The following is a 14,193-nucleotide window of genomic DNA, read 5'->3' on the forward strand; positions in this document are numbered from 1 at the left end:
GCTGAAAGCCTTATCAGGCTTGTCTCAATGAACGATTGCCGCCATGAAGTTTATCATTAAATTATTCCCGGAAATTACGATCAAAAGCCAATCTGTGCGGTTGCGCTTTATTAAAATCTTAACCGGGAACATTCGTAATGTTCTTAAGGATTATGATCAGACACTTGCCGTAGTTCGCCACTGGGATCATATCGAGGTGCGTGCGAAAGACGAAAATCAGCGCCTGCCTATTCGCGACGCGTTAACCCGGATCCCCGGCATTCACCATATTCTGGAGGTGGAAGATGTCCCTTTCACCTCGCTGCATGATATTTTTGAACAAACATTACCTCTGTGGCAGGATCAGCTGGTGGGTAAAAGTTTCTGTGTACGGGTAAAACGGCGCGGTAAACATCCCTTCACCTCTATTGATATTGAACGTTATGTTGGTGGCGGCCTGAATCAGCACATTGCCACCGCACGGGTGAAACTGACCCATCCGGATGTGACTGTTAATCTGGAGATTGATAATGATCGTCTGTTACTGGTGAAAGGGCGCTATGAAGGTATTGGTGGCTTCCCTATCGGCACCCAGGAGGATGTGTTATCACTGATTTCCGGTGGCTTTGACTCCGGCGTCTCCAGTTACATGCTGATGCGTCGTGGTTGCCGCGTGCATTACTGCTTCTTTAATCTTGGTGGTGCGGCCCATGAAATTGGTGTTCGTCAGGTTGCCCATTATTTATGGAACCGTTTTGGTCGCTCTCATCGGGTACGATTTGTAGCGATTAATTTTGAGCCGGTCGTGGCGGAGATCCTTGAAAAAATTGATGATAGCCAGATGGGCGTGGTACTGAAGCGCATGATGATGCGTGCCGCATCAATGATCGCCAGACGTTATGATGTCCAGGCGCTGGTGACCGGAGAAGCCTTAGGCCAGGTTTCCAGCCAGACGCTGACCAACCTGCGCCTGATCGATAATGTCTCTGATACGCTGATCCTGCGGCCGTTAATCGCTTACGACAAAGAGCATATCATCAATCTGGCGCGGGAGATTGGCACGGAAGATTTTGCCCGCACGATGCCGGAGTATTGCGGAGTTATCTCCCGCAGTCCGACCGTAAAAGCGGTAAAAGAAAAAATTGAAGCAGAAGAAGCCGGTTTTGATTTCACCATCCTCGACAACGTGGTGGCGGAAGCCAGCAATATTGATATCAGAGAGATTGGCCGTCAGACACAACAGGAGGTGGTGGAAGTAGAAACGGTGAGTTCATTTGGCGCTAATGATGTGGTGCTCGATATCCGTTCGGTTGATGAGCAGGAAGATAAACCGCTAACACTGGCGGGCGTCACGGTGGTATCCCTGCCATTTTACAAACTCAGCAGTCAGTTTGCTGATCTCGACCAGAGTAAAACCTGGTTATTATGGTGTGAGCGTGGCGTGATGAGTCGTCTGCAGGCGCTGTATCTGCGTGAGCAAGGATACCATAACGTCAAAGTGTACCGTCCATAATCACCGCTCAGCGGTGACCGGGAACGGCAACAGTGACTGTTCCCGGTTATCGGCTCACGGGACTATTCTGCAGAATAGTTATAGATCCCCGCCGCCAGTACCAGTTGTGAGGCGACCTGATGTGCTTTTTCACGGCCCGCCAGTAAGTCAATAATTTTGAGTGCAAAATCAATCGCTGTTCCAGGCCCTTGACTGGTCAGCAGTTTAAACCGTGGGTCCCAGACGACACGCTTATCCTGCCACTGGTCGGCGGGAATGTGTGCTTTAAGCGACGGGAAGCCCGTCATATTGGCATGCGGAAAAAGATGATGGGGAACCAATACCGTGGCAGCAACCGCACAGATCGCGGCGACAATTCGCCCGGAGCGATGAAATTGCCTGATGGTTTCCACCAGCAATAGATTATCGCGCAAGCACTCTGCGCCTTTGATGCCACCGGGCAGGATAATGATATCAAAATCACCGTCGGCAACCGCGACTAACGGCGCATCAGCCAGCAGTTTAACCCCGCGTGAACAGGTAATCGTCCGGTCACCGTCGTCAGCAACGCTGGCAATGGTGACGTTAATACCGCCGCGAACCAGAAGATCAATCGTCGTGACTGCTTCGGTCTCTTCACTGCCGGGTGCGAGACAGAGGAGTGCGGATGCGCTCATAGGTTTTCTCCTTATATTTTACCTGGGCATATAAATGGCTATTTACCGGTACGGCAAGACCGTGAGCCTGTGCGCGCTTGAGTAAAAAACCGCTGATATAGTCGATTTCCGTCCGACGTTGCATCCGGATGTCCTGCAACATTGATGAAATATTTTCCGCTGTGCTGGCAATAATCTTATTGATATCAGCGAGTAGATTTTCCGCTGAGACCGGTATCCCTTCGCAGGCCATAACCGCCGCCACTTCCTGGCAGATGGCGGCCACCTCTCCTGGATAGTGACGTAAGTCACCATTACGACACCCTTTTAGTGCTGTCAATGGATTGATAACACAATTGACCGCCAGTTTACTCCAGGCGGCAGGATAGATATTCTCATGCCATATCACCTCCGGCAGGGCCTGATGCAGAATAGCGGTCAGATTGTGGCCGTTCCGGTAAGGATGTTTTGCCGGCCCGATATGGGTTATGCCACTGGCGACATGGACAATAGCATCATCGTCATGACGTGCGGCATGGGTGGTGACACCGAGCAGCAGCGGTTGCGGCACGTTATGCAGCTCGTCAACCGGATTCATGCCATTGTGGATAAGCAGGATCGGTGAGGAGGGGGGTAAGGTGGTAGCCAGACGGTTGACCGCACTGGCAACCTGCCAGGCTTTTAGCGTTACTAATAACAGGTCACTGCTGGCGAGAAAGTCAGCATCATTGGCGGTCAGTGTGTGACTGAATACAGCCCCCTCTTTTTTTCGCACATCGACATGACAGCATGGCTGCCGCTCACGCAACCAACCCTGAACTTCATGCCCCTGTTGATGTAATGCACTGAGCCATACTTGCCCCAGCGCACCACATCCCAGCAGGGTTATTTTCATTATTTTTGCTCCTTAGCTGTGTCTGTCATCCGTCACGCTTGTGGCACCGGGTGCTAAACTTCCGGGAGAACAAGTTGAGTTATATGATGTTATCGGTATTATGCAACTTACAGAAAACAACATGAGAGGAAAAGATGCCATCGTTTGATATTGTCTCTGAAGTTGATCTTCAGGAAGTTCGCAATGCAGTAGAAAATGCGGTTCGTGAAGTAGAGTCGCGTTTTGATTTTCGCCATGTTGAGGCTACTTTTGCCCTGAACGAAAAAGACAAAACGATTAAGGTGCTCAGTGAATCTGATTTTCAGGTTAACCAGTTACTGGATATTTTGCGGGCGAAGTTATTAAAAAGAGGGATTGAAGGCAGCACGATTGAGGTGCCGGAGGCGTTTATCCACAGCGGCAAACAGTGGTTTGTTGAGGCAAAACTGAAACAGGGCATTGAAAGCGCCATTCAGAAAAAAATCGTCAAGCTTATCAAAGATAGCAAACTCAAAGTCCAGACGCAGATTCAGGGCGAGGAGATCCGGGTCACCGGTAAATCCCGCGATGATTTACAGGCGGTCATGGCGCTGGTTCGTGGCGGCAATTTAGGTCAGCCGTTTCAGTTTAAAAATTTCCGCGATTGATGATTGTGCCCCGTTTTTTGCTGGCAACCAGAGAATACCTCCCATTTATTCCTGATTGCCTGGCAGAAGATAAAAATCAGTACCACAGGCGGTTATCGCCGGGTGCATTGCTAAACAGCCCCGGCCTGCATCTCCTGCATGACACGTTCAAGCTCAGTACGATTTGTGACCTTGCTGTCTATTTTGACATACACGGAATGTTCACTGGCGATAACCAGCGCCTGGGCGACACCTTTTTGCGCCAGCAGATCATCCTGTAGTGTTTCTTTTATCTTAATATGAGGGGGGATTTCGATTCGCAGGCTGCTGACATAAGCTGGCTCGTTCATCATACTGGCCACCAGTAGCCATAAAAATGCCAGCAGGGTGTTCAGCAAGAACACGGTTTGCGAATCAATGAAACCATCGATCCAGCCGCCCAGCAGACCGCCAATCGCGACGCCAATAAATTGACAGGTCGAATAGATCCCCATTGCGGTGCCTTTATACCCGGCGGGTGACTCTTTACTGACCAGTGAGGGCAGCAGGGCTTCCAGCATATTGAACGCGATAAAAAACAGCTGGACACCCGCCACCAGCGCCCAGAAATAGGTTCCGGCACCCCAGAGAATAATTTCCGCTACCAGCAGCAGGGCGATGCATAGCAGAAAAACTTGTTTCATCCTGCGTTTCTTTTCTGCATAAATGATAATCGGCAGAACGGAAACAAAGGCAATTAATATCGTGAACAGATAAATTTTCCAGTGTTCTGCGGCGGGAAAATCCGCCATTTCCAGCTGGCCGGGCAAGGCAACAAAAGTCGCTATCAGAATAGTATGCAGACACATAATGCCGAAGTTAAGCCTTAACAGCTTTGGATCGGCAAATACCTTATTAAAGGAACCCCGCACCATACCGGATTCACGGTTCAGCACATGATGATGGCTGTCAGGTATAATCCACAAGGTTAATATGATACCGATTATCGTCATCGCCGCTATCATCCAGAATAGGGCATGCAGCCCCAGATGATGCGTAATAATCGGGCCCAGAACCATAGCGATGGCAAACGTGATACCAAAACTGACACCGATAAAAGCCATCGCTTTTGTGCGGTTTTGTTCGCGGGTCAAATCAGAGAGTAACGCCATCACCGCGGCGGCAATGGCCCCGGAACCTTGCAGTGCACGACCGAGAATAATACCCCAGATCGTTGCGCTGGATGCGGCAATGATGCTGCCCAGCATAAAGATAAACAGACCACAGAGGATCAATGGTTTACGGCCAACCCGGTCAGAAAGCAGACCAACGGGAATTTGAAAAATGGCCTGAGTGAAGCCATAAATACCGATCGCCAGGCCGATAAGCGTCTCACTGGCACCCTGTAATTCCATACCATATGTGGTCAGTACCGGCAGAACCATAAACATACCCAGCATACGCAGTGAAAATACGGTTCCCAGACCCCAGGTTGCGCGCCGTTCTCCTGGCGTCATTTTATTATCGTTCATGACCACCTCAGTTAAAAAAACTGTCACTAGTGTAATGATGGTAACTAAAAGCGTAAATAAATGTTTACTTAACAAATGTTGCGATAATATTATTCAGCAGAGAAAACTTTTCTCCATAACCGTGAATATAACTGGCCTGGCGCTGTCAACAAGTGGCGTTCCATTTGCTGTATCCTGGTATGAAAAGGATAAAAAGGGCGATCATCCAGGGATTACCAGGGATTAGTCGATCATCCTCTTGCGCACTTACGTAAGGCCAGGTAATCCAGCAGACTACCAAGAAGTATGCCGATGAGCAGCGTCAGTGTGGCAATCTTTAATAAAGCTGGCAAGAAGAGAAACATGGTGTAATTAAGTGTATTCAGCATCATTAACAGCAATCCTGTCACCAGTAACAGGCATCCGCTTGCCAGAATCCACAACGCCAGGGTATAAGCGCGTTGATAGTCTCTGCGCGGCATAAAACTCGCCGTATGTTGTGTATACTCCAGTGTTCGGCGACAAACCAGTAATAGCAGAATACCCGGGATAGCGGCCACTACCGAGAAGAGATAAAAAGCTGACCAGCCATGTGCCTCGACAAACCAACCGGCTATTGGGCCAGCATAGACGCGCCCAATAGCCGATAACGCCGATAACAGCGCAAACTGGGTAGCGGAAAATGATTTATTACACAATGTCATTAACAGTGCGACAAAAGCCGCAGTGCCCATACCACTGCATAAATGTTCAAAAAATACCGCCGTCGCCATAGAATAAAGATGCTTATCACTGAGCGACAGTAGCCAGTAACCGGCATTAGCGGCCCCCTGCAAGATGCCGAAAATCAACAGCGCACGAAACAGGCTGAGTCGCTGCATCAACACGCCGCCAAAAAGCGCGCCAGCAATGGTGGCCAGCAATCCCAGGGTTTTATTGACCATACCGACTTCAGCGGCCTCAAAACCGATACTACGGATCAGAAATGTGGTTGTCAGGCTCATGCCAAATGCATCGCTGAGCTTATAGCAGATGATCAGCAGAAGAATAAGCCAGGCATTATTGCGGCTAAAGAAATCACGCAAGGGTTCGACCACCGCCTGTTCGAGCGTTCCGGGAACCGCGATGATATTGTCTGCTTCGGGGGCCAGCAGCGTGGCAATGATACAAGGGATCATCAAACAGGCCATCAGCCAGTACATTCCCTGCCAGCCAAGCCAGCGATCGGCCAGCCATAGTGCTAATCCCCCGGAAACCAGCATCCCAAGGCGATAACCCAGGACACTGATGGCCGCGCCCGTACCGCGCTCTTCGGCGGGCAGGATATCCGTTTTCCAGGCATCGAACACGATATCCTGGGAAGCAGAGCAGAAAGCAATTACCACCGCGAAGATGGCTATCCAGTGAAGCTGGCTGGCAGGTTGCAGGCACCCCATGATGGCAATCGTGATCAGTAGCAAGACCTGGGTAATCAATAACCAGCCGCGACGTCGGCCCAGAAAAGGAGGGGTATAGCGATCCATTAATGGTGACCACAGAAATTTAAACACGTAGGCCTGGCCGACCAGCGAGAAGAAGCCGATCGTTTTCAGGTCGATATTTTCAACGGTCATCCATGCCTGAAGGGTGCCAGACGTCAGCGCCAGAGGTAAGCCGGAAGAAAACCCCAGGATCAACAAAATCGCTGAAATGGGTCGTTGAAGAGTACGTAAATAAGAATAAAGGGTCATGGTTTATGATTTAGACCCGGCGCCAGGCCGGGTCATCAGTTAATGTGCATTCTTTTTGATGAAATCATTGATGCTGATGTCTTGTGCCATATCGGCAATAATATCGCTAAGGACGCTGTTCACGGTACTGGCAATATTCTGGTTAGAAGCCTTAAATGCGCCATCGACCGAGTAACTGGCACGGTAATTTTTGGTCATTTTCATTCCGTTGGCAGCGGTGGCAATAATCGAGACATCTGCTTTAGTCGCAATACTGTAACGCACGTCTCCCTGGGAGACATCAGCATACAGCTTGTTCAGAATGATTTGTAAATCGGCAACCCCATTGGGGCCAATCATATAACCGCGCGCTGTCATTTGTTTTTCTAGGGCTTCCTGGAGCAGAAAACGCAGATCGCGCGAAGCACTCAGGGGAACCTGTTGATTGTCACGGGTGACTTTCGCCAGCGCCTGATCCGGCCGTTGATCAGCCCCATTGATACTGATCGTCAACCCCATCAGGCCAGGGTCCTGTTGCGGTAGAGTGATATTGGGTGACACATTAATGGTTGCTGGTGGAGTGGTGCACCCGGCGAGTAAAAACAGAGCGATAAAAGGAAAAAATAATTTTTTAAGCATCTACAGAGCCTCAACAGATGATGTTTTTATTAAAGGAAATTGATTAACATCATATCATTGCTAATGATAAGAGGAAGTAGCAATGGCAGTAAATTCGTCACATTGTTTGTTTTATCGACGTCCATTTTTACCTTCCGCAACCGACTGACATAAGGCAAAGCATGGTATCAAACCTCGTTGATCTGTTCTTTCATCATATAACAAAATGCGCGTTTTCTGAGACAGATACGCATAACGAAGGTTTTCCGGCAACATGCGTGACTAAAAAGTAACGCATACGGTAACAGTAAACGACAACCGTTCTCGACTCACCAAAGTGATATCGGTATAATGCCGCGTCTTATTATATGAATGTCTTCGGGGTGATTCTGATGCCAGGCGTGTGATTCTGATGACAGAATACATCCCGGTTCTGTGAAGCGATGTAACAATCCGCTTTCAGAATTAACCGAGCATGGTGATTTTTTTGAGGTAACAGGATGCAAGTTTCAGTTGAAACCACTCAGGGCCTTGGGCGCCGGGTAACGATTACCATCACTGCTGATAGCATCGAGAGTGCTGTCAAAAAAGAACTGGTCGATGTAGCGAAAAAAGTACGTATTGATGGCTTCCGTAAAGGAAAAGTGCCGATGAATGTGGTGACTCAGCGTTATGGCGCTTCTGTTCGCCAGGATGTACTGGGTGATCTGATGAGTCGTCATTTCATTGATGCGATCATCAAAGAGAAAATAAATCCGGCGGGTGCGCCACACTATGTTCCTGGCGAATACAAAAAAGGCGAAGACTTTACTTACTCGGTAGAGTTCGAAGTCTATCCGGAAGTGACGTTGCAGGGACTCGATACCATCGAAGTAGAAAAACCGATGGTTGAAGTGACCGAAGCAGATATCGACGCCATGCTGGAGACGCTACGTAAACAACAGGCTGACTGGAAAGAAAAAGCCGGTGTAGCTGCAACAGAAGATCGGGTCACGATTGATTTCACCGGTTCTGTTGATGGTGAAGAGTTTGACGGCGGAAAAGCCTCTGACTTTATCCTCGCGATGGGACAGGGACGGATGATCCCGGGCTTTGAAGAAGGTATTCAGGGTCATAAAGCGGGCGAAACATTCACCATTGATGTGACTTTCCCGGAAGAGTACCACGCAGAAAACCTGAAAGGTAAAGCGGCTAAATTCGTTATTGATCTGAAAAAGGTCGAAGAGCGTGAATTACCGGAACTGACCGCTGAATTTATTCAGCGTTTTGGCGTCGCAGATGGGTCGCTGGAAGGGTTGCGTGCCGAAGTACGTAAAAACATGGAGCGTGAACTCAAAGGCGCTGTCCGTAATCGCGTGAAATCTCAGGTTATCGAAGGTCTGCTAAAAGCCAATCCTATTGAAGTGCCCGCAGCGTTGATCGACAGCGAAATTGATGTCTTGCGTCGCCAGGCGGCTCAGCGTTTTGGTGGCCATGAAAAACAAGCCCATGAACTGCCACGTGAACTGTTCGAGGAGCAGGCGAAACGCCGGGTTATGGTCGGTTTGCTACTGGGCGAAGTGATCCGCAGCAATGAGCTGAAAGCGGACGAAGATCGAGTCAAGGATCTGATCAGCGAGATGGCTTCAGCGTATGAAGATCCACAGGAAGTCGTTCAATATTACAGTAAAAATAAAGAACTGATGGATAATATGCGCAGCCTGGCTCTGGAAGAGCAGGCGGTTGAATTAGTCCTTGAGAAAGCAAAAGCCACTGAAAAAGAAATGGCTTTTAGCCAACTGCTCAATCAGCAAGCGTAACGTTGTCACGATGTAACGTTTACAGCAGAACCCGTTGCCGATAAGGCAACGGGTCTTTTTTTGTATGCATCACGGGCGGGTATTATTTTTTATTGGCCTCATTGCAGATCTGTCCTCGCTGCGGGTAGCGCATAGTGAAAGCGTGTTATACCTGTTATCCTGTGCATAATTGTGGTTACTGACTGCGATATCACTGCGTTATGTCACCCTGACGTAACCAGAACGATTTTGAGTATATGAATAGAAACTCTGGCTGATTATCCGTCTGAAAGGTTACAATCAGCGTGGCAGACTTTTTTAAAATTAATTCAGGAGACGGAAATGTCATACAGTGGTGAACAAGATAACCATGCATCCCAGATGGCCCTGGTACCGATGGTCATTGAACAGACTTCACGCGGTGAACGTTCTTTTGATATTTATTCTCGTCTGCTTAAAGAACGAGTCATCTTTCTGACCGGTCAGGTCGAAGATTACATGGCGAATCTGATTGTCGCGCAAATGTTGTTTCTGGAAGCAGAAAACCCGGAAAAAGACATCTATCTGTATATTAATTCTCCCGGTGGCGTCATTACGGCGGGCATGTCGATTTACGATACCATGCAATTCATCAAACCGGATGTCAGCACTATCTGCATGGGGCAGGCCGCTTCTATGGGTGCCTTTTTGTTGACCGCGGGCGCAAAAGGCAAGCGTTTTTGCCTGCCTAATTCACGGGTCATGATCCATCAGCCGCTCGGCGGTTTTCAGGGACAAGCAACAGATATCGAAATCCATGCCCGTGAAATCCTGAAAGTGAAATCGCGGATGAATGAGCTGATGGCACATCACACCGGACAGTCTCTTGAACAGATCGAACGCGACACTGAACGTGACCGTTTCCTGTCAGCGAAGGAAGCTGTTGATTATGGCCTGGTGGACGATATTTTAACCCATCGTCAATGAAAGCCAGGGTATAAATAGTGGCGCTATACTTATTTCAAAGTCAGAACGACAACAGGCAAATGGCGTCTGAGGATAGCATTTGTGTCACGATATGTGGCACAAAGAACTGATAAAGAGGTTTGGACTGATGACAGATAAACGCAAAGATGGTTCGGGCAAACTGTTATATTGCTCTTTTTGCGGCAAAAGTCAGCATGAAGTGCGTAAGCTTATCGCCGGGCCATCCGTGTATATCTGCGATGAATGCGTTGATTTATGCAATGACGTTATTCGCGAAGAGATTAAAGATATCGCGCAGCATCAAGAACGCAGTGAGCTGCCGACACCACACGAAATCCGTCGTCATCTTGATGACTATGTTATTGGCCAGGAGCAGGCAAAAAAAGTGCTGGCCGTCGCCGTATACAATCACTATAAGCGTTTGCGCAATGGTGATACTAATAACGGTGTCGAGCTGGGAAAAAGCAATATTCTGCTGATCGGACCGACAGGATCAGGGAAAACATTGCTGGCAGAAACCCTGGCGCGTTTGCTGGATGTACCTTTTACTATGGCCGATGCCACCACACTGACGGAAGCTGGCTATGTGGGTGAAGATGTCGAAAATATTATTCAGAAGCTGCTGCAGAAATGTGATTATGATGTACAAAAAGCACAGCGCGGTATTGTTTATATTGATGAAATCGACAAAATTTCCCGTAAATCAGAGAATCCATCGATTACCCGTGATGTCTCGGGTGAAGGTGTACAACAGGCATTACTGAAACTGATTGAAGGCACCGTCGCGGCAGTACCTCCTCAGGGGGGGCGTAAGCATCCACAACAGGAGTTTTTACAGGTCGACACATCAAAAATCCTGTTCATCTGTGGTGGCGCATTCGCTGGTCTCGACAAGGTGATATCACATCGTGTAGAGACGGGTTCTGGGATTGGTTTTGGTGCGACAGTCAAATCACAGGCTGATAAAGCCAGTGAGGGTGAATTATTATCTCAGGTGGAACCGGAGGATTTGATTAAATTCGGTTTGATCCCTGAATTTATTGGTCGTTTACCAGTCGTGGCTTCCTTAAATGAGCTGGACGAAAAAGCGCTGATTCAGATTCTGAAAGAGCCGAAAAATGCCCTGACTAAGCAGTATCAGGCGTTGTTCAATCTGGAAGGTGTGGAACTCGAATTTCGCGATGAAGCACTGGATGCGATTGCGCAAAAAGCGATGGCGCGTAAAACCGGAGCACGTGGATTACGCTCTATTGTAGAGGCGGCTTTACTCGATACAATGTATGATTTACCTTCAATGGAACATGTCGAAAAAGTGGTGATTGATGCTTCTGTTATCGAAGGGCAGAGTAAACCACTGTTAATGTATGGCGCAGCGGCAACGCAACAAGCATCGGGTGAATAATCAGCTAACTTGCTCATGTTGTTAAATAAAAGGGGGCACGATCCCCTTTTTATTTATCCTGCATTTCTGTCGTTGAATGTGTTGAATTAATCCCCATATAGATGACACATATGTTAACCACGACACGGTGAGGAGCCGTACCGTCGGCTTATCTGGTCTGGCGGAGTTTAAATAAGAGAGAGCTCTATGAATCCTGAGCGTTCTGAACGCATCGAAATCCCCGTCTTGCCGTTGCGCGATGTGGTGGTTTATCCACACATGGTGATCCCCTTATTTGTCGGACGGGAAAAATCCATTCGTTGTCTTGACGCAGCGATGGACCGCGATAAAAAAATTATGCTGGTCGCACAGAAAGAGGCTTCTACGGATGAACCGGGGGTCAATGATCTATTTGCTGTCGGTACTGTGGCATCGATTTTACAGATGTTAAAGTTGCCTGATGGTACGGTCAAAGTCCTGGTAGAGGGGCTGCAACGGGCACGCATTTCTGCATTATCTGATAATGGTGAGTATTTTTCTGCAAAAGCGGAATATCTTTCATCACCGACCCTTGATGAGCGTGAACAGGAAGTCCTGGTACGCACTGCGCTCGGGCAGTTTGAAGGCTATATTAAGCTGAATAAAAAGATCCCCCCGGAAGTCCTTGCATCGCTGAACAATATCGATGATCCGGCACGTCTGGCTGACACCATCGCCGCACATATGCCACTCAAACTGGCAGATAAGCAATCTGTGCTGGAGATGACAGACATCAACGAACGCCTGGAATACCTGATGGCGATGATGGAATCGGAAATCGACCTGTTGCAGGTAGAAAAGCGTATTCGCAATCGGGTGAAAAAACAGATGGAAAAATCCCAGCGTGAATACTATCTGAATGAACAAATGAAAGCGATTCAGAAAGAGCTGGGTGAGATGGAAGATGCGCCGGACGAGAACGAAGTTCTGAAGCGCAAGATCGAAGCCGCCAAAATGCCGAAAGAGGCAAAAGAGAAAGCGGAAGCCGAGCTGCAAAAACTAAAAATGATGTCGCCGATGTCTGCGGAAGCGACCGTAGTCCGTGGCTATATCGACTGGATGGTGCAAGTACCGTGGAATGCGCGCAGTAAAGTTAAAAAAGATCTGCGTCAGGCGCAGGAGACGCTGGATGCTGACCACTATGGCCTCGAACGGGTCAAGGATCGCATTCTTGAGTACCTTGCGGTACAGAGCCGTGTCAATAAAATCAAGGGGCCGATCCTGTGCCTGGTAGGGCCTCCGGGGGTCGGAAAAACCTCATTGGGACAATCTATTGCCAAAGCAACCGGACGTAAATATGTGCGTATGGCGCTGGGCGGGGTACGCGATGAAGCAGAAATCCGTGGCCATCGCCGGACTTATATCGGCTCTATGCCAGGTAAACTTATTCAGAAAATGGCAAAAGTCGGGGTAAGAAACCCGTTATTCCTGCTCGATGAGATCGACAAGATGTCTTCTGATATGCGTGGTGATCCGGCATCCGCACTACTTGAGGTGTTAGATCCTGAGCAAAATGTTGCTTTTAACGACCATTATCTGGAAGTGGATTACGATCTCAGTGATGTCATGTTTGTCGCGACCTCGAACTCGATGAATATTCCAGCTCCTTTACTGGATCGTATGGAAGTGATTCGTCTCTCTGGTTATACCGAAGACGAAAAGCTGAATATCGCCAAACGCCATCTGTTATCGAAACAGATTGAGCGTAATGCGTTAAAGAAAGGCGAACTCACCGTTGAAGATAGCGCGATTATCGGCATTATTCGCTATTACACCCGTGAAGCGGGGGTGCGTGGTCTTGAACGAGAAATCTCGCGATTATGTCGTAAAGCAGTCAAACAGCTGCTGCTGGATAAAGATCTGAAACATATTACGATTACCGGTGATAATCTCCATGATTACCTCGGTGTGCAGCGCTATGACTATGGTCGTGCCGATAGCGAAAACCGGGTTGGCCAGGTAACGGGACTGGCATGGACCGAAGTCGGCGGCGATTTACTGACGATTGAAACCGCCTGTGTTCCCGGAAAAGGTAAACTCACCTATACCGGATCACTGGGTGAAGTGATGCAGGAGTCCATCCAGGCCGCATTGACGGTAGTACGTGCGCGTGCCGATAAACTGGGGATTAATCCAGACTTTTACGAAAAACGTGATATCCATGTCCATGTTCCGGAGGGTGCGACACCGAAAGATGGGCCCAGTGCGGGTATCGCCATGTGTACCGCACTGGTATCTTGCCTGACGGGTAACCCGGTTCGTGCTGATGTCGCGATGACAGGCGAAATTACCTTGCGTGGGCTGGTATTGCCGATCGGCGGTCTGAAAGAAAAACTGCTGGCCGCACACCGTGGTGGAATCAAAACCGTTTTGATCCCTGATGAAAACAAACGTGACCTTGAAGAAATTCCAGAGAACGTGATCGCGGATTTAGATATCCATCCGGTAAAATGTATCGAAGAAGTTTTGACCCTGGCATTGCAGAATGCGCCGTTGGGTATGCAGGTGATGAGCACTAAATAGTGACGCCACGCAAATTATGCTAAAAAAAATAAGATCGGTAAGTGGATTGGCACTTGCCAGTC

At 48.6% G+C, this 14,193-nt stretch carries 11 protein-coding genes; 6 read left to right on the forward strand and 5 right to left on the reverse strand.

Annotated features, from left to right (window positions below; translation table 11 throughout):
* Nucleotides 1-43: 43 nt before the first annotated feature.
* Nucleotides 44-1,492, forward strand: coding sequence for a tRNA 4-thiouridine(8) synthase ThiI (gene thiI / locus PT300_06950; protein MDF7680342.1), 1,449 nt, complete (start codon nt 44-46; stop codon nt 1,490-1,492).
* A gap of 62 nt (nt 1,493-1,554) precedes the next feature.
* Here the strand turns inward: thiI and yajL are convergent, their stop codons facing one another.
* Together yajL and panE are read right to left on the reverse strand one after the other, a co-directional pair.
* Nucleotides 1,555-2,148: a protein deglycase YajL gene (gene yajL / locus PT300_06955; protein ID MDF7680343.1), complete on the reverse strand. Its 594-nt coding sequence runs from the start codon at nt 2,146-2,148 to the stop codon at nt 1,555-1,557.
* Nucleotides 2,108-3,022, reverse strand: coding sequence for a 2-dehydropantoate 2-reductase (gene panE, locus PT300_06960; GenBank protein MDF7680344.1), 915 nt, complete (start codon nt 3,020-3,022; stop codon nt 2,108-2,110). Before panE ends, yajL begins: the two co-directional genes overlap by 41 nt.
* A 134-nt stretch (nt 3,023-3,156) precedes the next feature.
* Here panE and PT300_06965 point away from each other — a divergent pair, with 134 nt between their 5' ends.
* Complete coding sequence (locus PT300_06965; protein ID MDF7680345.1) at nt 3,157-3,648, forward strand: YajQ family cyclic di-GMP-binding protein; 492 nt, start codon at nt 3,157-3,159, stop codon at nt 3,646-3,648.
* Between the two features lie 110 nt (nt 3,649-3,758).
* On the opposite strand, the gene PT300_06970 is transcribed toward PT300_06965, so the two are convergent.
* The 3 genes from PT300_06970 to PT300_06980 form a co-directional block, all read right to left on the reverse strand.
* On the reverse strand, nt 3,759-5,138 hold the full coding sequence (locus PT300_06970; protein MDF7680346.1) for an MFS transporter: 1,380 nt from the start codon (nt 5,136-5,138) through the stop codon (nt 3,759-3,761).
* Nucleotides 5,139-5,368: 230 nt separating this feature from the next.
* Nucleotides 5,369-6,847 (reverse strand): muropeptide MFS transporter AmpG, encoded by a 1,479-nt coding sequence (gene ampG / locus PT300_06975; GenBank protein MDF7680347.1) that lies wholly within the window; start codon nt 6,845-6,847, stop codon nt 5,369-5,371.
* A 39-nt stretch (nt 6,848-6,886) separates the two neighbouring features.
* Nucleotides 6,887-7,465, reverse strand: coding sequence for a lipoprotein (locus PT300_06980; protein ID MDF7680348.1), 579 nt, complete (start codon nt 7,463-7,465; stop codon nt 6,887-6,889).
* Between the two features lie 479 nt (nt 7,466-7,944).
* Between PT300_06980 and tig the strand changes: the two genes are divergently transcribed.
* The 4 genes from tig to lon all read left to right on the forward strand — a co-directional run bounded on the left by tig (nt 7,945) and on the right by lon (nt 14,131).
* The gene (tig, locus tag PT300_06985; protein ID MDF7680349.1) at nt 7,945-9,243 is read left to right on the forward strand and encodes a trigger factor; all 1,299 of its coding nucleotides are present in this window, start codon (nt 7,945-7,947) and stop codon (nt 9,241-9,243) included.
* A gap of 321 nt (nt 9,244-9,564) precedes the next feature.
* Nucleotides 9,565-10,188 carry an ATP-dependent Clp endopeptidase proteolytic subunit ClpP gene (gene clpP / locus PT300_06990; GenBank protein MDF7680350.1) on the forward strand — a complete coding sequence of 208 codons (624 nt, stop codon included), beginning with the start codon at nt 9,565-9,567 and terminating at the stop codon, nt 10,186-10,188.
* Between the two features lie 127 nt (nt 10,189-10,315).
* Entirely contained in the window at nt 10,316-11,590 is a 1,275-nt protein-coding gene (gene clpX / locus PT300_06995; protein MDF7680351.1) for an ATP-dependent protease ATP-binding subunit ClpX, read from the forward strand.
* Between the two features lie 186 nt (nt 11,591-11,776).
* Entirely contained in the window at nt 11,777-14,131 is a 2,355-nt protein-coding gene (lon, locus tag PT300_07000; GenBank protein MDF7680352.1) for an endopeptidase La, read from the forward strand.
* Nucleotides 14,132-14,193: the final 62 nt, after the last annotated feature.

The sequence above is a fragment of the Enterobacteriaceae bacterium ESL0689 genome, from assembly GCA_029433525.1.
Taxonomy (GTDB): Bacteria; Pseudomonadota; Gammaproteobacteria; order Enterobacterales; family Enterobacteriaceae; genus JAQTIF01.